Source organism: Lysinibacillus sp. NPDC093692 (assembly GCF_050280125.1).
In the GTDB taxonomy this organism is placed as follows: Bacteria; Bacillota; Bacilli; order Bacillales_A; family Planococcaceae; genus Lysinibacillus.
Map to the genome: position 1 here is coordinate 65,950 of NZ_JBNNUW010000019.1, position 22,838 is coordinate 88,787.

General features: G+C 35.6%; 23 protein-coding genes. 20 read left to right on the forward strand and 3 right to left on the reverse strand.

What is annotated here, in order from left to right:
* From ACQKN4_RS18480 to ACQKN4_RS18505, 6 genes are all read left to right on the forward strand, one after another.
* Window positions 1–1,056 (forward strand): ABC transporter ATP-binding protein, encoded by a 1,056-nt coding sequence (locus tag ACQKN4_RS18480; RefSeq protein ID WP_240518198.1) that lies wholly within the window; start codon window positions 1–3, stop codon window positions 1,054–1,056.
* Window positions 1,046–1,993 (forward strand): ATP-binding cassette domain-containing protein, encoded by a 948-nt coding sequence (locus tag ACQKN4_RS18485; RefSeq protein ID WP_427484477.1) that lies wholly within the window; start codon window positions 1,046–1,048, stop codon window positions 1,991–1,993. Before ACQKN4_RS18480 ends, ACQKN4_RS18485 begins: the two co-directional genes overlap by 11 nt.
* Window positions 1,990–2,922 (forward strand): S66 peptidase family protein, encoded by a 933-nt coding sequence (locus tag ACQKN4_RS18490; protein ID WP_079560152.1) that lies wholly within the window; start codon window positions 1,990–1,992, stop codon window positions 2,920–2,922. The genes ACQKN4_RS18485 and ACQKN4_RS18490 overlap by 4 nt, the downstream gene beginning before the upstream one ends.
* Window positions 2,923–2,929: 7 nt before the next feature.
* Window positions 2,930–3,715: a serine hydrolase gene (locus ACQKN4_RS18495; protein ID WP_427484478.1), complete on the forward strand. Its 786-nt coding sequence runs from the start codon at window positions 2,930–2,932 to the stop codon at window positions 3,713–3,715.
* On the forward strand, window positions 3,712–4,527 hold the full coding sequence (locus ACQKN4_RS18500; RefSeq protein WP_427484479.1) for a C40 family peptidase: 816 nt from the start codon (window positions 3,712–3,714) through the stop codon (window positions 4,525–4,527). The genes ACQKN4_RS18495 and ACQKN4_RS18500 overlap by 4 nt, the downstream gene beginning before the upstream one ends.
* 130 nt (window positions 4,528–4,657) lie before the next feature.
* A complete protein-coding gene (locus ACQKN4_RS18505; RefSeq protein ID WP_079560155.1) occupies window positions 4,658–5,035 on the forward strand; it encodes a hypothetical protein in 378 nt (125 codons plus the stop codon).
* Between the two features lie 63 nt (window positions 5,036–5,098).
* On the opposite strand, the gene ACQKN4_RS18510 is transcribed toward ACQKN4_RS18505, so the two are convergent.
* A complete protein-coding gene (locus tag ACQKN4_RS18510) occupies window positions 5,099–5,857 on the reverse strand; it encodes a glucosaminidase domain-containing protein (RefSeq protein WP_427484480.1) in 759 nt (252 codons plus the stop codon).
* Window positions 5,858–6,536: 679 nt separating this feature from the next.
* Here ACQKN4_RS18510 and ACQKN4_RS18515 point away from each other — a divergent pair.
* The 4 genes from ACQKN4_RS18515 to ACQKN4_RS18530 all read left to right on the forward strand — a co-directional run bounded on the left by ACQKN4_RS18515 (window position 6,537) and on the right by ACQKN4_RS18530 (window position 11,729).
* Window positions 6,537–7,502 carry an ABC transporter ATP-binding protein gene (locus tag ACQKN4_RS18515; protein ID WP_427484481.1) on the forward strand — a complete coding sequence of 322 codons (966 nt, stop codon included), beginning with the start codon at window positions 6,537–6,539 and terminating at the stop codon, window positions 7,500–7,502.
* A complete protein-coding gene (opuFB, locus tag ACQKN4_RS18520; protein ID WP_079560158.1) occupies window positions 7,495–9,009 on the forward strand; it encodes an osmoprotectant update ABC transporter permease/substrate-binding subunit OpuFB in 1,515 nt (504 codons plus the stop codon). The genes ACQKN4_RS18515 and opuFB overlap by 8 nt, the downstream gene beginning before the upstream one ends.
* 283 nt (window positions 9,010–9,292) lie before the next feature.
* Window positions 9,293–9,730: a hypothetical protein gene (locus ACQKN4_RS18525; protein WP_427484482.1), complete on the forward strand. Its 438-nt coding sequence runs from the start codon at window positions 9,293–9,295 to the stop codon at window positions 9,728–9,730.
* Between the two features lie 730 nt (window positions 9,731–10,460).
* The gene (locus tag ACQKN4_RS18530; protein ID WP_427484483.1) at window positions 10,461–11,729 is read left to right on the forward strand and encodes a DUF5068 domain-containing protein; all 1,269 of its coding nucleotides are present in this window, start codon (window positions 10,461–10,463) and stop codon (window positions 11,727–11,729) included.
* Between the two features lie 37 nt (window positions 11,730–11,766).
* Here the strand turns inward: ACQKN4_RS18530 and ACQKN4_RS18535 are convergent, their stop codons facing one another.
* Window positions 11,767–12,426: an SUKH-4 family immunity protein gene (locus tag ACQKN4_RS18535; RefSeq protein WP_427484484.1), complete on the reverse strand. Its 660-nt coding sequence runs from the start codon at window positions 12,424–12,426 to the stop codon at window positions 11,767–11,769.
* Between the two features lie 209 nt (window positions 12,427–12,635).
* Here ACQKN4_RS18535 and ACQKN4_RS18540 point away from each other — a divergent pair, with 209 nt between their 5' ends.
* The 8 genes from ACQKN4_RS18540 to ACQKN4_RS18575 all read left to right on the forward strand — a co-directional run bounded on the left by ACQKN4_RS18540 (window position 12,636) and on the right by ACQKN4_RS18575 (window position 18,449).
* Window positions 12,636–12,761 carry a hypothetical protein gene (locus ACQKN4_RS18540; RefSeq protein WP_427484485.1) on the forward strand — a complete coding sequence of 42 codons (126 nt, stop codon included), beginning with the start codon at window positions 12,636–12,638 and terminating at the stop codon, window positions 12,759–12,761.
* A gap of 5 nt (window positions 12,762–12,766) precedes the next feature.
* Window positions 12,767–13,273, forward strand: coding sequence for a DUF2975 domain-containing protein (locus ACQKN4_RS18545; protein ID WP_427484486.1), 507 nt, complete (start codon window positions 12,767–12,769; stop codon window positions 13,271–13,273).
* An 11-nt stretch (window positions 13,274–13,284) separates the two neighbouring features.
* Window positions 13,285–13,497 (forward strand): helix-turn-helix domain-containing protein, encoded by a 213-nt coding sequence (locus tag ACQKN4_RS18550; RefSeq protein ID WP_079560164.1) that lies wholly within the window; start codon window positions 13,285–13,287, stop codon window positions 13,495–13,497.
* A 424-nt stretch (window positions 13,498–13,921) separates the two neighbouring features.
* On the forward strand, window positions 13,922–14,452 hold the full coding sequence (locus ACQKN4_RS18555) for a TetR/AcrR family transcriptional regulator (protein ID WP_427484487.1): 531 nt from the start codon (window positions 13,922–13,924) through the stop codon (window positions 14,450–14,452).
* Window positions 14,453–14,457: 5 nt separating this feature from the next.
* Window positions 14,458–14,784 (forward strand): DMT family transporter, encoded by a 327-nt coding sequence (locus ACQKN4_RS18560; RefSeq protein ID WP_079560166.1) that lies wholly within the window; start codon window positions 14,458–14,460, stop codon window positions 14,782–14,784.
* 14 nt (window positions 14,785–14,798) lie between these two features.
* Window positions 14,799–15,131, forward strand: coding sequence for a DMT family transporter (locus tag ACQKN4_RS18565; protein ID WP_427484488.1), 333 nt, complete (start codon window positions 14,799–14,801; stop codon window positions 15,129–15,131).
* Window positions 15,132–15,595: 464 nt separating this feature from the next.
* The gene (locus tag ACQKN4_RS18570; RefSeq protein ID WP_079560168.1) at window positions 15,596–16,027 is read left to right on the forward strand and encodes a hypothetical protein; all 432 of its coding nucleotides are present in this window, start codon (window positions 15,596–15,598) and stop codon (window positions 16,025–16,027) included.
* A gap of 121 nt (window positions 16,028–16,148) precedes the next feature.
* A complete protein-coding gene (locus ACQKN4_RS18575; RefSeq protein ID WP_427484489.1) occupies window positions 16,149–18,449 on the forward strand; it encodes a YheC/YheD family protein in 2,301 nt (766 codons plus the stop codon).
* 96 nt (window positions 18,450–18,545) lie between these two features.
* Here ACQKN4_RS18575 and ACQKN4_RS18580 read toward each other — a convergent pair whose 3' ends face one another.
* Complete coding sequence (locus tag ACQKN4_RS18580; RefSeq protein ID WP_170938906.1) at window positions 18,546–19,751, reverse strand: ATP-grasp domain-containing protein; 1,206 nt, start codon at window positions 19,749–19,751, stop codon at window positions 18,546–18,548.
* A 150-nt stretch (window positions 19,752–19,901) separates the two neighbouring features.
* On the opposite strand from ACQKN4_RS18580, the gene ACQKN4_RS18585 reads away from it, so the two are divergent.
* Window positions 19,902–21,296: a UDP-N-acetylmuramoyl-tripeptide--D-alanyl-D-alanine ligase gene (locus ACQKN4_RS18585; RefSeq protein ID WP_427484490.1), complete on the forward strand. Its 1,395-nt coding sequence runs from the start codon at window positions 19,902–19,904 to the stop codon at window positions 21,294–21,296.
* 140 nt (window positions 21,297–21,436) lie between these two features.
* Window positions 21,437–22,822, forward strand: a complete 1,386-nt coding sequence (locus ACQKN4_RS18590) for a UDP-N-acetylmuramoyl-tripeptide--D-alanyl-D-alanine ligase (protein WP_079560171.1) — start codon at window positions 21,437–21,439, stop codon at window positions 22,820–22,822.
* The last annotated feature ends 16 nt before the right edge of the window (window positions 22,823–22,838 follow it).

A 22,838-nucleotide genomic window follows, 5' to 3' on the forward strand; every position in this document is an offset into this window, starting at 1 on the left:
GTGACACAAACTAATTCACCTATTTTAACCATTCAAAACCTTGTCATTAAATTTACACTTCGTGGCAGAGTGCTAATGGCTATTCGCAATATTTCCCTTGATTTATACAAAGGTGAAAGCCTTGCAATCGTTGGCGAATCAGGTTCAGGAAAATCCGTTCTCATGAAATCAATTATGGGCTTGCTCGATAAAAATGGCCACATTGATCAGGGGCAGATCCTCTACAATAATCAGGATTTAGCACAGTTTAGAACCGAGCGGGAGTGGCTAAGCATTCGTGGAAAAGAAGTGGCAATGGTGACACAGGATCCAATGACATCATTAAATCCGCTTAAAACGATCGGTAAGCAAATCGAGGAATGCGTTCATCTACATCAAAGCTTAAAGGGGAAAGCCGCATACGAAGAAACCTTAAAATTGTTAAAAGATGTAGGCATATATGATGTGGAAAAGCGCTATAAGCAATATCCTCACGAATTTTCCGGTGGTATGCGTCAACGAATCGTAATAGCGATTGCGCTAGCATGTAAGCCCAAAATATTAATTTGTGATGAACCAACAACTGCATTAGATGTAACAATCCAAGCACAAATTTTACAGCTGCTAAAAAATCTCCAACAAAAATATGGACTAACAACCGTTTATATAACCCATGATTTAGGCGTTGTCGCGAAAGTTGCCGACCGAATTGCAGTGATGTACGCAGGTGATATCGTTGAGGTGGGCAAGACGCATGAAATTTTCTTTAACGGCAAGCATCCTTATACTTGGGCGCTTATTTCTTCATTGCCGCAACTAGGCTCAAAAGGGCAGCAGCTTTATTCCATCAAGGGTACTCCACCGAATCTTTTTCAAGAAATTAAAGGAGATGCCTTTGCGCCTCGCAATCAATATGCGTTAAAGATTGATTTTGTGGAACGTCCTCCATTTTTTCAGGTGAGTGACACACATTATGCACGTACATGGCTATTGGATCCACTTGCTCCGAAAGTAGAGCCACCTGAAGCATTACAAGAATTTTTCGCAGAAGGGAGACGATACGCGCATGAGTCATAAAGACGTGTTAGTTGAGGTGAAAAATTTAAAGGTCGTTTTTGGTAAAGGCAAAAATAAATTTATAGCTATTGATGATGTCAGCTTCGATATTTTTAAAGGTGAAACGTTCGGTTTAGTAGGTGAATCAGGCTCAGGAAAAACAACAATCGGTCGAGCGATTATGCGGATCAATGAAGTCAGCGAAGGACAAATACTGTATCACGGTAAGAAGCTAAATGGCAAAATATCAAAAGAGTGGGATCGAGAAATTACACAGAAAATCCAAATGATTTTTCAAGATCCTATGGCATCGCTAAATGAACGAGCAAAGGTAGACTATATTATTTCCGAGGGACTTATTAATACAAAAAACATCAAAAATGAAGCCGATCGTCAACAGAAGGTACGCAATGCATTATTAAATGTTGGATTATTACCGGAGTTTTCTAGTCGTTTCCCACATGAATTTTCAGGAGGGCAGCGTCAGCGTATCGGAATTGCACGTGCACTAGTAATGGAGCCAGAGTTTATTATTGCAGACGAACCAATTTCAGCTTTAGATGTATCCATTCGTGCACAAGTATTAAATTTACTAGCAAACTTACAGCAGCAAAATGATTTAACCTATTTATTCATTGCGCATGACTTATCGGTAGTCCGATTTATTACAGACCGAACTGCAGTAATTTATAAAGGTAAAATTGTTGAGCTAGCAGAGACAGAAAAGCTGTTTACTAATCCAATTCATCCATATACAAGGGCATTATTATCGGCAGTACCTGAACCAAATCCTTATAAGGAGCGTGATAAAGTCGTAGAAATCTATGATCCGTCACAGCACCGCTATGACATTCAGCCACCGTCATTTTTCGAAATAGAGGAAGGTCATTTTGTATTGGCCAATGAAGAGGAATTGGAAAGATACCGTACTTCACTAAAGATGGAGGTAAGCAAATGATTCGTCCAAAGGCATTGAAAAAAGGTGACACTATTGGTTTGATAAGTGCTTCAGGTGCAACCCCACCAGAAAAATTTCTCCCCGCAGTTAAAAGTATTGAAAAACTAGGTTTTAAGGTAGTTGCTGGGGAAACGTGTCGGGCTAGGCATGGCTACTTAGCAGGCTCTGATGAGCTAAGAGCCTCTGAAGTTAATCAAATGTTTAGAGATCCAAATATTGATGGCATCTTCTGCATACGTGGAGGTTACGGAGCGACGAAAATTTTACCGTTTTTAGATTTCGATATGATCAAGGCAAACCCAAAAGTATTTGCTGGCTATAGCGATGTGACAGCATTACATATCGCTTTTAACCAAACATGTGGCTTTGTCACGTATCATACACCAATGCCATCTACAGAATTTATTCGGCTAGAGATGGATCCATATACATGGAATTCCTTTATCCAAAGTGTGACAGCAACAGAACGGACGGACTACTGCCTTGAAAATCCACCTGGACGTACAATGACAACGATTGTAGCTGGAAAAGCAACAGGACAGCTTATTGGTGGGAACTTAACATTAGTTACCGCATCTCTTGGAACTCCTTATGAAATTGATACAAAGGGCAAAATATTATTTTTAGAGGATGTAGACGAGAGTCAGCAACGTGTTGATCGGATGCTTACGCAGCTAAAATTAGCAGGCAAACTAGATGAGGTGGCAGGTATTTTACTAGGAGCTTGGACAAATTGTGGTCCTGAAAATCCAAAACATCCAGAGCATAGCCTATCCCTACAAACCATTTTCCAAGAAATTTTAGGTCCATTCCATAAACCCATCATTAAGGACATTACTTGTGGCCACATCTTACCAACGATGTCACTGCCACTAGGTCGTACGATCACAATGGATACGGAGAATCAGATGATAAAAGTGATAGAGTAGGTGAAATATGAAGCAAACGATAACAGAGATTCTTCAAAATGCTCCCTATAATGTGCATATGTTTGTGAAAGATTGTAAGACTGAGCAATTTTTCATTAGTGAAAAGCTAGAAGACACATTTTCAAGTGCTAGCTTAATAAAGGTGCCTATACTGCTTGCTGTTCTGAACTATTTAGAAAGTAACAACCATTCTTTAGAGCAAGAGATTGAGATAGCGCCAGAAGAGTGGGTTGATTTTAGTGTTATTAGTGAGCAGCGTCTAGAGCAAAGTACCATCTATGAGCTTTTAGTATGGATGATTATTACGAGTGATAATACAGCAACAAATGTATTAATCGATTTTCTAGGGATGGATGCACTCAATCATTATTTTCGTCAAATAGGGCTTAAGCAAACAATCATTCAACGGAAGATGATGGATTTTGAAAAGCTTGCAAAAGGCTTTGATAATACAACGTCGGCAAGTGATATGGCACTATTATTTTCACGAATTTATCGTAAGGACTTGTTATCATTAGCATTTAGTGAGCTAACAATCGATATTTTAAGTCGCCAACGAATACACGAATCATTAAGTCGTTATTTAGTAGATGATGTGAAACTTGCTCATAAAACAGGTGGTCTTGAAACGGTAGATCATGATGCAGGGATTGTGTACAGTAGATCGGGGGATTATCTCATAGGTGTTTTCGTAACAGAGGTTACGAATAATGATTATGCGAGGCAGCTAATCGGTCGTATTTCCAAAGTTGTTTACGAATACTTGGTGAAGCGGAAGGAGCGGATAGAATGAATGCCATTGTGACGTCCATGATCGCAAATTTACACGCAAAGCCAGATGAATCCTCAGAATTAGTGGATGAGGTACTATATGGGATGTCGGTAAAAATTATAGAAGACATAGATGAGAACTGGGCACGCATACAAACCGCTTGTCGCTATGAAGGCTATTGCCAAAAAGCTAACTTAATAGTTGATAAAACAAAAACAGATACTTGGCGACAAGAAGCAAACCATTTTATTAACCAAAGCTTCGCCGATGTTTTGCAGCAGCCTCGAATTCAAAGTGCGAAAATGATAACGCTCGTTAAAGGTTCAATCATCTGTTCGATTACTATTGACGGGTTAGATCCTGAATGGGCAGTAGTGCAATTAGTGTCGGGGGAGACTGGTTATGTACGTAGGCAATGGTTACAAGAAAAAATTCCAGAAAACAGCTTATCTGAGCAACAAATACGAGAAAATGTGGTCCAAACAGCGCTTAGCTATTTAGCAGCACCCTATCGCTGGGGAGGGAAATCACCACTTGGTATTGATTGCTCAGGTTTATGTTCAATGGCGTATATGCTAAATGGTGTATATATATATCGCGATGCCAAAATTGTTGAAGGTTTTCCTATCAAGGAAATATCTTTAGGGAACATACAAAAGGGAGACTTAATATACTTCCCAGGTCATATGGCTTTATATATAGGGGAGCTTCTTTATGTACATTCTTCGCTAGGCGGGAATGAGGTTAATATTAATAGTCTTGACGAGCAGCATCAGCACTATCGGAGTGATTTGGCAAATTCTATTACTGCTATTGGGAGCTTATTTAAATAAAAGATTTAGAGAAGCTTGATTTGGCTTCTCTTTTTCAATTTTTGATAAGAATCGGGAAATTATTGATAGAGATAACCTATTTGCATTATGCTATAATGAAATCAAAATTTGAATGATCGGAGGTTATGAATTGAATCTAGAGTTAAAAGAGGTACTACGTTCCGTTTTAAAAGAAGAATTGACGCCGGTTCATAAACGACTAGACAGAATTGACTATCGGTTAGACGGAATGGATCAACGATTAGACGGAATTGACCAACAACTAGATGTAATGAACAAACGTATTGACGACATTGAACAACGCTTAGATAAAATTGAAAATGATGTGCGTGAACTAAAGAGTGATGTGCATGAACTTAAAATTGGACAAGCAGAGCTTCAGAAAAATATTGTCGAACATTTAGGTGAGTTTACTGAAAAAATTGCTCAGCAAGTAGAAGATAGAACTTACGCTTTAAACAAGCGTGTTTTTGACATAGAAACTGTGATTTACAGATTAATAAGTTAATAATAATAGACTTTAAAAGAAAGAAAAAATCTCCATGAAAAAAAATTACATGGAGATTTATTATTAATATTTATAAATATTTAATTGCTGACCAGCCTCAAGTGTATCAGATCGAAGCTGATTCCATTGTTTGATGGACGTAACTTTAACATTATGAGCTTCTGCAATATGCATAAGCGAGTCACCATCAGTTACGGTAATTGTCTTTTTATCTTTGACAGGGCTGTCATACTGTTGTAAATCATACTTTGCTATTAGTGCATTCAGTTTTTCATTGTATCGTGAATCTGTTGCGTAGGAGCCTGTTAAAAACTTCGTAGCATCTGTGTAGGACTTCGCATTGCTTTTAAAAATGCCTGCATAGAAATTTTTGTCCCAAGAAACCCCATTACGCATTAATTTTACATAATCTTGTAAAGATGCCTCATAGGAAGGATATTTGCGGAATTGAGCCATCACCGTAGTCATATTACCTTTCCCGTCATCCTCAGATGTTTCAAATGTCACGGAGTCATTTTGATAACTACCTTTCATACCAAATAAATTATTATTTGGAGCAGATCCAAGACCACTTTGTCCATGCTCACTTTCTAAAACGGCTTGCGCAATGATAATCGATGCATACAAGTCATTTTCGGCACCGAGTTTCCGTGCAATTTCAGCAATTGAACCAATAAACTCTTCTACACTAGGACGATTATCTACAACTACAGGCTCTTCAGTTTCATGCGTATTGAAAAGTTGCGTCACCATAAAAAACGAAATACAAATAACAATAATAGTAATCATAAGTCCTTTGAAAAAATTAATTACGTATTTCATTGTTCATTGATGTTGATAGATTACAACATCTCCCTTCCTCCTTTCTTTTCAATAACGAGGTTCATATATTTCTAATTATTCCAGAGTCATTAATAGAAATAAAGTCATGTTTTGTTTTATAGAGTATATCATTCATAGAACGATAAAACCCTTCATTTAGTTCCTTAATTTCCAGCACTTTTTAGAAATGAAAGGAGATTGAATAGTAGTTATACGTACTCAAAAACAGTATACGATTTTCTATGAAAATTATGAGACAAATAGAGTAAAGCGTCAAGATGACTAACGTTTTGATATAAAACAAAAAATTAAGTTTGAAATGACTTTAGATAGTGAAATATATATAGGAACACGTTGTATCTTAAAAAAGTGTTAGTTCTAGACCTACTATGCTTAACGTATATGAAATGAAGAAGACTATAATAGTAGTTTATTTCTATATTAAAACATTAAGTAAATAGACAATGTGTGTTCTCAAAAAAATCAAGGAATTCTTGCAAAGTGGATTAGCTGATTGGAGTGAAGCTGGGCCCTAGGAAAGCGCCTAGTCGGAACGGAAATCAACTCCATCGTTGTAACAAGTGGGTCTACGTAGCAATTTTTTAATGGCGATTAAAATTGATGTAACAACTGAGGGTATTCGTTTAACAGGTAGTGACGCTGAAAAGGAGCTTATACAATGATAGCATTTGAAAATGTTACAAAAAAATATGCAAATGACCAAGTCGCAGTGAAAGCTATTCATTTAGAGATCAAAAAGGGAGAATTTTTTGTTCTTATTGGACCTAGTGGCTGTGGAAAAACAACAATATTAAAAATGATTAATCGTTTAATTCATTTAACAGAAGGAACTATTCGAATTAATGGTAAAAGAATAAGTGATTACAACATTCATGAATTGCGATGGAATATCGGCTATGTCCTTCAACAAATTGCGCTTTTTCCTCATATGACGATTGAAGAAAATATAGCTGTTGTGCCTGAATTGAAAAAATGGAGTAAACCGCAAATCCAGCAACGAGTTCATGAGTTATTAGATATGGTTGGACTTGAACCAGATAAATATAGTCAGCGCAAACCAACAGAGCTTTCTGGTGGTGAGCAGCAAAGGGTCGGTGTTGTTCGTGCATTAGCAGCGGATCCCGAAATCATTTTAATGGATGAGCCTTTTAGTGCTTTAGATCCGATTAGCCGCACAAAATTACAGGATGATCTTCTTGAGCTTCAGCAAACAATACAAAAAACGATCGTCTTTGTTTCGCATGATATGCAAGAAGCCTTAAAACTAGGTGATCGAATATGCGTAATGAAGGATGGGGAGATTGTGCAGATTGGTACTCCACAAGAAATCATACAAAATCCTGTTAATGATTTTGTTCGAGAATTTATTGGGGTAGAAGAGTATGGGGAGAATACTTTCAATATCCAAAATGTAATTGAACCTATTGCAGTTGAGAATATTCAAAGAAATCAAGAGAACACCATTTCCTTCAATGATTCTTTACAGACCATTCTTCAGAAATTAGCTCATTATGAATGTTTGGGTGTAGAAGAAAAAGGGGAAATGATAGGTGTTGTCACAAGAGCATCCATGCTTCAATATTTAGCACAGGATTCCTTAGAAAGAGGTACTTTAAATGGCTAATTTTTTTGAGGTGTTGAGCGAACGAAAAGGCCAGCTATTGGCATCTTTATTAGAGCATATTCAAATTTCCTTCATTGCGCTATTCTTTGCCGTGTTGATTGCTATTCCTCTAGGGATCTATTTAACGAATAAAAAGAAAATAGCGGAGAGTATTATTGGTATTAGTGCAGTTTTACAAACGATTCCTTCATTAGCGTTATTAGGGTTATTGATTCCGTTGTTTGGCATCGGAAAGGTACCAGCAATTATTGCCTTAGTTGTTTATGCACTTCTTCCGATTTTACGTAATACGTTTACGGGGATCAACGAAGTAGATCCATCTTTAAAAGAGGCAGCGATGGCTATGGGGATGAATACGCGAAAGCGATTAGTGAAAGTAGAGTTGCCTCTTGCTATGCCGGTTATCATGGCAGGGATTAGAACAGCTATGGTATTAATCGTTGGAACAGCAACATTAGCAGCATTAATCGGAGCTGGAGGATTAGGAGATATCATTTTGCTTGGTATTGACAGAAACAATACAGCTCTAATTATTTTAGGGGCTGTTCCTGCCGCGATTTTAGCATTAGTGTTCGACTTCTTACTGAAAAAGCTAGAATCACTGTCGTTTAAAAAAACAATTTCAGCATTGAGTATGATTAGTGTTGTGGCATTAGTAATGATTGTCTTCCCACTACTAAACCTCAAAGAGAAAGAAGAGATTATCATTGCAGGGAAGCTTGGCGCTGAGCCAGAGATTCTAATTAATATGTATAAAATGCTAATCGAACATGAAACAGATTTAAAGGTGCAATTAAAACCTGGGCTTGGTAAGACTTCCTTTGTATTTAATGCTCTTAAATCTGGTAGCATTGATATCTATCCAGAATTTACTGGAACGGCAATTTCAGAGTTTTTAAAAGAGGAAGCTATCAATAATAATCAAGAGGATGTTTATCATCAGGCGCAAGAAGGAATGATGAATAAGTTTGATATGGTGATGCTTAGTCCGATGAAATATAACAATACGTATGCATTGGCAGTATCAAAGCAAATGGCTGAAACCTATCATTTGCAAACAATTTCTGACATTAAACCTATTCAAGAAAAGATAAAAGCCGGTTTCACATTGGAATTTAATGATCGAGAAGATGGTTATTTGGGCATTCAAAAAAATTATGGTATTTCACTTTCAAACATAACGACTATGGAGCCAAAGCTTAGATATCAGGCAATCGAATCAGGTAATATAGACTTATTAGATGCTTATTCAACGGATAGTGAAATACGTCAATATCATCTGAAAGTTTTGGAAGACGATCAGCAACTATTTCCACCTTATCAAGGAGCTCCATTACTAAGGAACGAAACGCTAGAGAAGTATCCTGAAATTGAAGCAGCTTTAAATAAGCTGGCAAATCAAATAACAGATGATGAGATGCGCGAAATGAATTATCGAGTAAATGTAGATGGCCAAAACATAGAAGACGTGGCACGTGAATATTTAATAAAAGCAGGACTGTTGTAAGACGAAATCACAAGTAGCTAGAAAAGAGATATATTTATCTTTTTTTTAGCTACTTTTTATTAGTTTTAGGCTGTTTTTGTAAAGATAGTGGCCAACCAAAATTATTGTCATAAGGTTATGGCATATTTTGGATTATTAGAAAGGTCGAATGAAATAGTATAATTAAGCGTAATGTTACTAGTTTTGTAATAGGTGCCAAGTTTGATTAAAAAATTATGCTTGGACATTTAGAAGATACTGTCCGAGTAATGATCGAATATATAGAGAAAAGAGAATTGAAAGAATGCGTATGATTTTTTGGACTATTGTAACAAGCGGGCTAACTTTGGCAATGGTCGGGTATATGATCCATTTATTGAAAACAAGAAAAGAAAATTTAGATTTTCCTAATCACATTTTTGTAGTGAGTTCAGTATTAGTTATTAGTTTAAGTTTAACGATTGTGCAATTATATGATTGGACATTTAAATGGTCCGGCAATGCACCAATGATAGAGGGACCGTGTACGGTTAAACATGGCGGAGGAAGAACTCCGCAAACAGAGATCGTTTTTGAAGAAAAGACACTTTCAGCAAGTTTGTGGAATCGAGATGCAACTGTTGGAGAATATGCACATTGCATAGCAACATATATGCTGCTCACTGAGGAATTAATTGAAATCCACCTTGATACTAAAGAAAAAACTGAGGCTGTTTCTAAAAGATTGTTGCTATTCAACTAGTTGAAGAAGTGATTATAAACTTTATTGGTCTGAGTTTAAGTTAAAAAACTTTAAAGCAAAAAAAGGTGGTTTAATGATGGGTGTATTATCCTTAATTACAGGGGTTGTTTGTATAGTGATTACGTTTCGTATTTACATACCGGAGATAATGAAAGCCGATTCTGTAAAGGAAAAATGGATGGAGTTTTTTGATTTTGTTACAGATCCTTTCACAGGATCAAGTTTGTTTTATTTAGGTCTGCTACTAATGCTATATGGTTTAATAAGTATATAAAATTCAATTTGAATATTTTTTAACAGAGTTAATTCTTTATATTTTGTCGATTAATTCTGTTTTTTTACGTTTTAATAACAATAATCTATACGTTAGAAGCCTAGTTTTATCAGGAATTTCGAAAAGGGAAATGAAACTATATTCTTGGGTATATTGTACTTATTTCCTAATAACTTTGAGTGATACAGCCTTTTTAGTACATTGATAATTATTATTCAAAGAAAATAACTTGAAAAAGTTCAAATTATGAAAATAATGGTAATTGAAAAATAAGATTGAATTATTCAATAAACAATATTTGGATGTTCGTTGCTTCAATAGTACAATTTCTTCCAGTGCAAGTTGTTTTGGAGCTAAATATGGATTAAAATGGGTATCGGCTCGAAAAAATAACTTTTATTATTCGTTTTTACTGTTGAGCCAAAAAATCAATAAAGAAACAACTTGGAGGAAGAAATGAAAAAAAGTTTATTTTTAATGTCTTCGCTAATTTTATCGACTTCAATTATTCTTAGTGGTTGTGGGAAAGAAGGGGACGAAACAAAGAAAGACGATGAACCAAAGAAAGTACAGGAGGAAAAAGGACAAGAAAAAGATAAAGTCCAAAAGGAAGAACCTAAAAAAGATCAAGAATCAACAAAAGGTTCAGCTGACTTCGCTTCCTTAATTTCTTATATGGAGAAGGAAACACAAGGGAAAACTAAAGTTCTTTTTGAAAATAATGAATCACAAGTACATAAAATGGAGAATGTTTCAATTTCACTTGATGCATATTCAGTAGTAGAGTTAAAGGATTTCCACACAGACTTTAATATTCCATTTAACGAAGAAAATAACGGTGGTGTCATTTTAGCTAAATATACAGTGAAGAATGATATGGATAAAGATGTTTATTACATGCCTAGTTTAGACGTTACATTTACGGGTGCTAGTAAGTATTATACGAATGATAAGTATTTGATTCCGGAAGAAGATCAATTACCGAGAAAACTAAGCTTCGAAACGGATTATTTGATAAAAGCGGGTGAGGCGGTAACTGGGTATATCGCTTATCCATTCGGTGAAACAGATTTAGCAAAAATCAATGAATTGGGTACAGTATCAGTAATGATTCCAGTACCGCTTGCCGAAAAAGAAAAATATGATACTACTATTGGTACTGAAGGAAGATTTAATCTTGCTTTAAATACAGATGGCACGAAAAAAGTATCAAGTAATTCAACATTTTATCAAGATAAAGTAACAATGGACAATATGGGTGAAAAGAAGATTCTAAAGGAAAAAAGCGACATCAATGAAAGTAAAAAAATAGGTGATGTAAATGCTACTTTAGAAGGGTATCAGTTTACAAAATTTACACCTAATGAGGTGGAAGCTCCTCGTTTCTCGAATTTCACAAACGGTGTCACTTTATTAACAGTTAAATTTAAACTTGAAAATAAAGCTACTAGTGAAATTGGCTTATCTTCTATGTCTTCAAAATTAACAGTTAATGGTGGCATGCAATATTTATTAAGCGAAGGTATGCTATTAAACTATAAGCCTAATGACATTATTAAAGCTGGTGAAAATGGCGAGCTTTTACAAGTATTCGTATTAGATCAAGAGCAGTATGAAAAAATTTGGAAAGATAAAGCCTTTGACATTGAGTTGGGTCCGATCCGAAATAAAGGAGCAGAGGATACTTCTAAAGGTAAAAAAGAAACATTTACATTACCAAAATAAATGGCTGGAGCCCTCTCGTAAATTGAGAGGGCTTATTTTACCATCCGCTTAGACCTAATCCTTTGCGATGGGACGATTCAAGCATCACTAGTTTTTTCTCCCATTCATCACATTTCTTTTCCCAATAATGAGAAGGAAGTATAGACGGATCAATCTTCCGTAATGTAGTCCTTAATTGATGAGGGATAGCTAGTATTTCATCACTAAACTTCATTTCGTCTTTATCTCGAAAATTATTATAGTATTTCACAATTTTATTGACGCATCGTTTATATGCCGCTAAAGAATGACAAAAAGTCTCTATTGATGAATTTACATAAATGCGTTCTATGTTTTCAAAATTGCTGTAGTCAATTAAGAGAATTTCATCACTAACTTTACTGAGTACAAAATATTCATGATTGGCATGCTTTTTAATCAGATAGAAATCCTCAAACATTAAATACATCGGTAGTTTATTGATAATATCTGCATAGTACCAATCACCTTCAAGTTTCTTTAAAGGTTCCTCCTCACCAAATTGTTCTAATTTTGATGCTTCCGCTTTTAATTCCGCCTCTTTAAGGGAGGTATAGCTTCTCAAAAATCCTTTCGCAATCGATAAAAATTTATATTTTCTGCGGAACTTTTCAAAGTCGTCTTCAATATTCTCAACTAGAAAGTTAATTGTAGTTTGAGAGATTCCTATTTGATCCATTTGTAAGATCATTCTGTATGTAGGTAAAGATTCCAATTCTATTTCATCCCTTTCAAGTTGTAACTATTGCCTTTTGTCATAGTATACCTAATTCAGTATGCGTGATGGTATTAAAATTAAACAATAATTTTTTAATGATAAACATTAATTAATTATTGAAAAGGGTATAGTGAGATGTATAATTAACAATAAGAGAGGGGATGCTTGGAATGGAACAAATAATCCAAAGTAAAGAATTTCTATTTTTAACAAAAGGGTTACGTTTAATTTTTACAATCATGATGGTTTTAATTATAATTGGACTTATTATGATAGGCGTATTAGTGCAGGGGTAATTTTTGTGCCGGAGAATAGTGTAAATAATTTTCTAGAACAAGGTAATATAACAGCTTTCATTCATTTAGAAGGGATTCAAATTGAATTAGCAGATAAGGTAATGGAAAATATTCAGTATACGAAAATGAGTGTCGTGAAATTACTATTGACTGCTACAATCTACATAGGATTATTATTATTCATCGTTGTTCAAGTAAGAAATCTGTTGAGTAATTTAAGTAAAGGAATTATTTTTTCAGAAAAGAATAGTAGAAAAATAGAATGGATAGCTTATACTGTAGTTGTATTAAGCTTGACAGTAGATACATTTCGCACGTACATTGCTTATACAGTTACTGAACAAATACAATTAGGTGAGTTGTTAGTAGGTACAGGTTTGATAAAAGAGATAAGCTTTCAATTCCCCGGAATTAATTGGACTTTATTATTATGTGGTTTCGTCATTTGGACGATAGCACGTGTATTCCGATATGGTGCGTTTTTACAGGATGAATATGATGCAACAGCTTAGGAAGTGAAAAAATGACGATAATTATTCGATTAGATCGAATGCTTGCTGATCGAAAAATGCAGCTAAGTGAGCTAGCAGAAAAAGTAGATGTGTCGATTGTCAATCTATCCAACTTAAAAACTGGGAAGGTTAGAGCTGTGCGGTTTTCTACGTTGAATGCAATATGTAAGGCATTGAACTGCCAGCCAGGAGATATTTTGGAGTATATAGACGATGAAGAATAACAGAGACCCGAAGCGTGAATGCTATTCGGGTCTCGATTTTTTTTACGGTAATTGACGATGTGAAATAAGAACTGTAAAATAAAAAAGACCGACCAGACGGTTTTTTCTTCAGTCAGTAGAAGACTCCTACCTGTGAAGGTGGCGAGATGAATGCTGACGAGGTTTCTATTCAGTGGGTGGTTTCTAAACCCCTACTGAATGAAGACAAAGCCTCCGGCGGATGTCACGGATTTTTAAAGGAATGAGAAAATGATGTTAGCCTAAAACCTTCGCATCCTGCGAAAACGGCTAACTGACCTGCATCGGTAAAAACGCCACGTCCTGTGGCATTACGAAATGACCGACATCGTGTCGGCCCTCGTGCAGGCCTGGGGACAATTCAAAATCCGGACGCAATTACGCCAAGGCGAAAAGGGGGGATTGTGTGTCATCAAAAGCAGATTTAAAACGAATACATATTATTCAAACGGCGATTCAATTTTTAAAGGATAATGATTTAAGTACTTTAACTTTAGAAAGGATAGCCGAAAGGGCGAACATTAGTAAAGGTGGTTTACTGTATCATTTTAATACGAAGGATGCCCTTCAAACTGCAATTGCTGAAACGATTTTAAACGAGGTTATACAATCCTTTGAACATCTAGCAAGTTTTGAGCAAGGGACAGGAAGGCTGTCGAGAGCATTTATTTTAACTTCTCAAAAAGATCTTGCGAATGGAGCATCTTTAAATATTGCGGTTCAAATATTGCAAAATGACCATTCATCCATCTCAACCGTTTATGAATGTTTATTAGAAGAGTTGTTTCAGGATGGCTTAGAGGCCTCCGTTGTTCATTTGATTCGGTTAACGATTGATGGATTGTATTATTCAAAACTATTAAATATCGCACCGTTATCCGATAAGGCAACAGAAGCTGTCTTTGAACAATTAATGCACATGACAAGGAAGGACTAACATACATGAGTGCTTTAGGTTTTTTATTTATTTCAATTATCGCAGAAGTTTTTGCAAGCTCGATGCTGAAACTTACAAATGGCTTTAAACGATTATTCCCGTCAATTGGTGTAGTGGTTGGCTATGGAACAGCTTTTTATTTCTTTTCTCTAACATTACAATCTTTAGCAATTGGCACTGCCTATGCGATATGGGCAGGAATAGGAACGGCGCTAACGGCATTAATCGGTGTAATCTTTTATAAGGAATTATTTAATAAAAAAAAGCTGATGGGTATTCTATTTATTATTGTTGGTGTAGTTATCCTTAACCTTGCGGGTAGCGGACATTAAGGAGGGATTTGTAAATGAAGGGTTATCTTTTTTTAGCGTTATCTATTGTCAGTGAGGTATTTGCAACTACGATGCTTAAGTTTTCAGAGGCATTTACAATTATAGGTCCATCCATCGCTGTAGCCATAGGATATGGGATTTCGTTTTATTCTTTGTCCTTATGCTTAAAAACGCTGCCATTAAGCCTTGCATATGCCATTTGGTCAGGTATAGGTACAGCCTTAACAGTAATTGTCGGAATTGTTGTGTGGGGAGAAATGTTTAATTTATACTCAGCAGTCGGAATTACACTAATTATTGGCGGAGTCATTCTGCTAAACCAGGGGGACCAACAAAGTGTTCAATAAAGTGAAACGTGGAGTTCACTATTAATAATTACTCATCATCAAACGAGCATTAACGGGCAGTTGAACTCCGACCTAACTTCTTTGTTGTTGTTTAGGGAGTCTTACTGCCCGTTTATTCTTGCTTTAAAACCTTCTGCAATGAACTTCAAAATATCAATTCTCCAAATGAAAGGTTAACATAATCTAAATTCGGTTAACTATTTTCCCTCAGTTTTCAAGATAAAGAACTAATTTTATAGGTAAATCAAAAAAGTCGTCATATTCATTGTCTTTACATATGATAAAGAGAAGATGTTGCATAAAGTGAAATGGGAGATTCTTATCCCCGCTGATTGTTCATAAACCAATCAGGCTATTACGGGCAGTAGAACTCCCACTTATATCTTTTACACTAAAACCTTAAATAGGTAGTCTTACTGTCCTGGACGAATGGGCACATGTAGACTTGGGAGGGGCTGGGGGAAATGAATAATGAAAATAAAAGAAACCATTTTCTATGTGAAGCGCTCTACGACATAAAAGCACTCCAAGATATGATAAAGGATTTTCATTCTAAATACTTTGGTCAACTGCTTGTGAAAATTGTGGGAAGTGATACAATTCCCTTTTTTTTAATTACACAAAACGGTACCCATTTAAGGTTAATGGATACGGTAAAGCAGTTTGAAACAGAGTTTTTTCGTATAGAGGCTATTGATAAAGAACTTTGTCGAGGAACTGTTTCGCTTTTGCGTGCTTATGATTATGAAGGGCATGATACGAATTTAATTGCAGAGGTTGTCAGGTTAGAGCGAACGTCCACAGTAAAATCCATTGAATTAAGTAGTATTTCTGCGATTCAGTTACTGAAGCCAGACATGTTAAAAGGGAAATTTATCATTGAGCCCAAATGGTGATGAAATTTTTAACTTTTTGCAGCCTATTAAAATAACATGAAAATTAGAGCATCTGTCTATATGCACGTTGTATGACTGAATTTATTAAAGAGAGAATCGTATGAAGGGAAGAGATTAATGAATGACAATTATTGGAATGTTACATCATCGTCTAGATCCTCGAACAGTTATTAAGTCTTATGCGTTTGCAGCTGTCGCAAAAACAGAAGGGGCTCAATTTTTTTACTTTACACCAAAAAGTGTTAACTTCGATGATCGTTCCATTAGAGGAAAAGTATATGAAAATGGTGATTGGCATGAAAGAACGATGCCTTTCCCAGATGTTATATACAATGCAGGGAGTCCAGAAAAATTATCCGTATCAAAGGACATTATTGAGAAATTGAAAAAGGAAATCCCTTTTACAACCTATTCTATAGGGAATAAGTGGAATGTAATGAAGCGGCTGAAGGAAGCTAAGGAGTTCGAAAAGTATTTAATTCCATCTGAAATTGTAGTAAATATTGATTTATTCCATAAATTTATCGCTTTTTATAGAAAAGTCGTATTTAAACCGACAGATGGCCGTAAGGGTAAAGGGATTTATTTTATTTCGAAAGTAGGAAGTACTAACTTTGAAGTAAAAAAGGATTCTGAAACGACTGTTTGTTCCAAGTCACAGCTAGATGAAATAATTAGAGGGCAGCTTTCTACAGGCACCTTTATCGTGCAACCCTATATTCAATCCACAACAAAAACAGGTCAAGTTTATGATTTTCGTCTTCATGTTCAAAAAAACGGTGAAGGTAAATGGGTTATAACGACGATTTATCCACGAATTGCACCAAATGGCTCTATTATACCTAATATAAACAATGGTGGATTTACGAATTATTTAGATCCTTTTCTAGAGCAGGAATTTAAAGAAGAGGCCTTTGATATTCGGCGTATGTTAGAGCATTTTTCCTTATCGCTAGCTCAACATTTAGATGAAATTCAGATGGTGCAATTTGGAGAAGTTATTGATGAAATTGGCATTGATATAGGCTTAGATGAACATCGGAAAATTTGGATGTATGAAGTAAACTGGCGACCAGGTTGCCCTCCTGCCTTTTATTTAGAATTAGACGTGGTGATCAATACGATAAGGTACGCCATGTACCTTGCTAACAACCAAAAGCAAATAAAAAGGGAAATTAAGAAACAGAAGAAAAATAAGGATATAAGCGAAGTTAAAAGTGAAAATACACAACAGACGACAAATAAGGCTATTGGCGAAGTTAAAAGTGAAAATACACAACAGACGACAAATAAGGCTATAAGCGAAGTTAAAAGTAAAATTACCCAACAGAAGACAAATAGGGCTTTACCGATTATTGCGATTACCGGCAGTGCTGGAAAAACGACATCAAAAGCATTTCTTGCCTCTATTTTATCGGAAAAATGGAATATTTTTGAGTCAAAAGATTATTGGAATACAACAGAGCATACGAAAAAACATAAAGAAGAAATTAACGATTCGCATGAGGCTGTTGTGTTAGAGTACGGGATGGCCTACCCAGGTATCATAACGAATCACTGTAGTATTATCCAACCGAATATTAGTATTATTACAAATATAGGTTTAGCTCATGTAGGCAACTTTGATGGAGATATTAAAGGCGTGGCCAAGGCAAAATCAGAATTAATACATGGCATGGATCAAAACGGTTTATTAATATTGAATAAGGACGATGACAACTCAAAATATTTAGAGACACAGCAATTTAAAGGAAAGGTATTAACAGTTGGTATTCATGGCACAGCGGACTATAATGCTTATGATATTCAATATAAAGATATCGGTATGACCTTTAAAATAAAGCTACAAGGACAGGAAATGGCTATGTATATCCCCATTTTAGGAGAGCATCATGTTTACAATGCGCTGAATGCGGTTGCAGTTGCAGATTATTTAGGATTTAGTCCAGCAGATATTCAAGCGGGGCTAAACTTTAAAAAACCACCTAGAAGATTAACGATTTATAACTGTTCAGATGATATTACGGTTATTGACGATACGGTTCACTCTCATCCACAGGGCGTACGTGCAGCTATTAATGTTCTTACAAATATAGCAAAGAAACGTAAAGTTGCTATTATTGGGCAAATGCGAGAACTAGGGGATTTGAGAGAAGAGGAATATCGTAAATTGGGTGAATATATTTATGAGCAAGACATAGATTTATTCATCACATATGGCTTTAGAACGGAGGAAATGGGAGCAGCCGCAAAGGCTATAGGGATGGATCCTTCTAAAATTTATCATTTTATTAATAAGGAAAGCTTGCATGCTCTTTTAGAGAAAGTTATAGAACCTCACGACACCATTTTAGTAAAGGGTGCTAGTAAAACGAATATGTTCGAAACGGTTAAATTTTTAGAGCAAACATTTAAAGAATAAATAAAAAAGCCCGAGTAATTGACCTTTTGAAAAGGGACAATTATTCGGGATATTTTTTGTAGCTAAACAATGAGAGCAGTTTCATGAATCTTAAATCTATGACACTTTTAGAATGAATTTTATTTCTTTTGCGGCATTTATTGCGTTATCTTTTGCTTCATCTAATGTCGCACCTTCCGCAATTACATAGGCATAACGATGTCCCATCGATAAAGGAGGGGTCAGAAATGTTCCTCTTCTCGGCTTCACATATACTTCCACAACTCCCGGTGAATTCGTTGCTCTATTTCTTCCAATAACTTTTTCTAAAATACCTTTACTTTCAACAATTACGTATTTTGTATAGACGAACTTTTTATGCCTAGGATTGATATTAGGGCATTCACCTAAAAATAATTTAAGTGTTTCTTCCACTAAATTAAATCCAAAAGCGGCAGAAATCATTGAATTCATTGCCCCCCCTGAAATTCGAGGATTAATCTCGATAAGCTTCCAGCCATTCTTTGTTAAACGGAGTTCTAAATGCAGTGCCCCATTTTCGATGTTAAACGCTTTAACAATAGATTGGAGCACCTCCTCAAGACCAGTTTGAATTTCTTTAGGAACTTTCACGAGAACCCCGTAACCAGTTATGATAAAACGTTTACCTTGAGTAATTTCTTGTTCAATAATGCCAATGACATGAGGTTGTCGCTTATAGACAAGTGCTTCTACTAAATATTGTGGGCCATCGATATATTCTTCAATCATTAGTGTTTCACGAGGATTTTTACTTCGTAGGTAGCTTAGGTGTTTATTCAGTTCGCTTGAGTCATTTGCTAACAAAACATCTTTGGAGCCTGTTGATTTTGGAGATTTTACAATGAGTGGAAATTTCAAGTTGTTAGGCACGGACTCATTAGGCTTGAGAAGGAAAAATGTAGGAGTATAAGGCTGGTTCTTTAAAAAATTTCTAGTCTTCTCTTTATCCTCCATCATTTCAATAGCTGTTGAAGATGTATAGTTTTCACAAAATTCATCACATAACATAGAGGCAATATGGACATAAGGATCGACAAAACTAACGATAGATTTTATTTCTAACCCAATTTTACTTAAATTGTTAATCTCATCTTTCATGTCTTCTATATTTGAAGTATCAATAAGAATCATTTTATGAATATCTGGGTAGGCTCTTCTCTGCTGCAATTGCTTTTCGTTGTTTGTAAAAAGTACAGTAAAATAACCTAATTTTTCTGCTGCTCTTGTTGCTTCACGACTTGACCCGGATTTGTTTGTGCCGATAAATATAATCGTTTTCAGGTATATCACTCCTTCTATTGGTACTTAGATACTTAATCAACTATATATATATGCGAAGAAATAGATTTCCTCTAGTTATGTATCTCGTCTACATCCAAGCAACTTTTAAGAAGTTACATATACTAGAAAATGAAAGGAGGGGAGATTGATATGAAGCCTCTTACAGTGCAGGATTTAAAAGCGATAACTGCAGGCGATTTAGTGCAAGGGTCGGAGGAAGTGTTGATTCAACATGGTGCATATCGACTAAAGCAAGTTAAAAGACCAAATACAGTCCTTTTTACGAGTAAGCCTATTGTCAACTGGGAAAAACTTGAGCCATTTTATCCTATAGTACTTGTAACCGATAGATTTTATAGAAAAAAAGAAGTACCTGAGCAAATAATCATCATTAAAGTAAGAGATACAGATGAGGCCTATTGGAAGTTTGTAGATTTTTATCGCAATCAATTTAATATCCCTATCGTAGCCATTACTGGTACTTCTGGTAAATCGACGACGAAGGAAATGATTAAACATATACTATCTGCCAATAAAAATGTAACATCTACGCCACTTAGTAGTAATTCTAGAACTGCTTCTTTGCAATACTTACTGAATATTGATGATCATACTGAAGCAGCCGTTTTTGAGACTGCTGTTGGTTCACCGGGAGACATCCGAATTGCAGGGGATTATTTCAAGCCGACTATTGGGATCATTACAAATATAGGAGCACATCATTTAAATTATTGTAAAACGTTGGAGGGATATATCCAAGCAAAGGGTGAAATGTTGGACATTATTAGCCCTACAGGCACATTAATCATTAATGCTGAGGATATCAACACAGGTAAAATAGATTTATCGAAGTTTCACGGCCGCATCATTAAAGTAGGCAAGCATACATCCTGTGATTTTCGAGCAAGTAATATTCGCTACCACAAAAATGGTATGCTGTTCAACGTTCATCACAAGAAGAAACTCTATGAAATCTATGTACCAGGTTTTGGCGAGCACCAAGTATATAATGCGCTTGCTGCGATTGCAGCTATTTATGAAATGGGCTTGCCGATTTCTTTAGCAGCTGAACAACTGCAATCATACCGAAAACTGAATAAGCAGCTTCAGGTGTTTAAGGGCATTAATAATTCCATATTAATAGATGATACATGGAATATTACGACTACTTCTTTGGAGGCAGGGTTAAAGGTTTTGAATGCGCTCGGAGAAGGGAAGAAAAAGATTGCCATTATTGGGACGATTACAGATTTAGGGTCTTGGGGATATATCATTCACGAGCAAGCGGGAGAAATAATTAGGCAAATTGGGGTTGATGTACTCATTACGATAGGGGAACATGCAAGCATTATGGCGGTTCATGCCATTGAGGCAGGACTGAGTTCACCTGTGTATATTTATAAAAATAGTACGCTGGCCTATAAATTATTAGAAAATATTGTAGATGAAAATACGATTATTTTCATTAAAGGAGATATGTATAGTAAAGAAATTTATAAGTTGGCAGATGATCTAAAAATAAAGAAATCATCTGCTTCCGAATAGATTTCACCTAAATAAATGTTATTTTTCATCATTTACTAGATATTGAGCATATATATAGCTGATTGCTAAAAGAAAGAAGGCTAGTTATATATTGCTCATTTATTCAGAAATGTACTTTATAGAAAGGAGGCGAAGTTAACTTGCAACATATCAGTGTGCATGAGATAAGAAAACTATTGCAAGGAGAATTATTAAGCGGTTCTGAACGCTGGTCTGTTAAACATGCGATTTATTACAACCGACATGATCTTACACAAAATCATACCCTTATGTTTGTTAGTAAAAGAGATACCATCAACTGGCAAGAAATAGATCGAAAGGGGCCATCTCTAGTCATTTCGGATAAATCATCAGAAGAATTGAAAGATGCACTGAAGAATACAACTGTAATACGCGTTAGGAGTATTGTGCAGGCCTATTGGAAATTCATTGAATATTACAGAAATCTATTCGAAATACCAGTCGTTGCTTTAACCGGAACATGTGGGAAAACTACTACGAAAGAAATGATTAAACACATAACTAGTAAGGAATGGGATGTTCAAGCATCTGTAAGTAGTAAAAATGAGCCACGGCAATCCTTGCCATACTTGACTGGAATCAATCAGAAGACAAAAGCAGCTATATTTGAATTAGGTTTGGGCAATATCGGAAATATTAAACACCAGTGTATGATCTATCAACCGACGATTGGTATTATTACGAATATAGGTGTCCATCATTTAGACGGGTGTATAAATCTTGATGGGTATATAAAAGCAAAGGCAGAAATTTTAGAAGGAATAAAAAAAGATGGCACACTAATCATTAATGGTGATGATGAAAACACTAAAAAGATCCCCTTGCATAAATTTAAAGGGAAGTTGATTACTTTTGGCGTTCACGAAAAATCAGATTATCAAGCTAAGAATATCCAATTCACAAAAGGCGGTATGCAATTTGTACTAAAAGTGTCAAATGACCAGTTCAATGTATTTGTTCCAGGATACGGTGAACACCAAGTATATAATGCGTTAGCGGCTATAGCTGCTGTAAAGGAAATGGGGCTTTCCATTGAAATCGCAATTTCGCATTTAAAAACGTTTAAAGCGATGGCAAGACATTTAGAGTTTTCAACTGGCATCGGTGAAAGTACGATCGTAGATGATACTTGGACAAATAACCCAACTTCTGTTGAAGCGGCACTAAAGGTGTTAGATACGATAGGAAAAGGGAAAAAAATAATTCTTATTTTAGGTGACATTAAGAGATTAGGCAATTTCGAAGAAAAATATCATCGAGAGATTGGCACAATGGTCGCGAAAAGAACTATTGATACGCTTATTACTATTGGTAAAAGGGCAGAAAATATCGCGAACCAAGCGTTGAAGGAAGGTACGAAGGCGGACGTTCATATGTTTAAAGATGTTTCAGGAGTATTAGATGTACTAAAGACTAAGCTCGATAGTGAAACCATCGTACTTATTAAAGGACCAATGTCTAGCAAATCTATGATCGAATTTGCGAATCAGTTGAAAAATAAATAAAAAGAAAAAGAAGCTT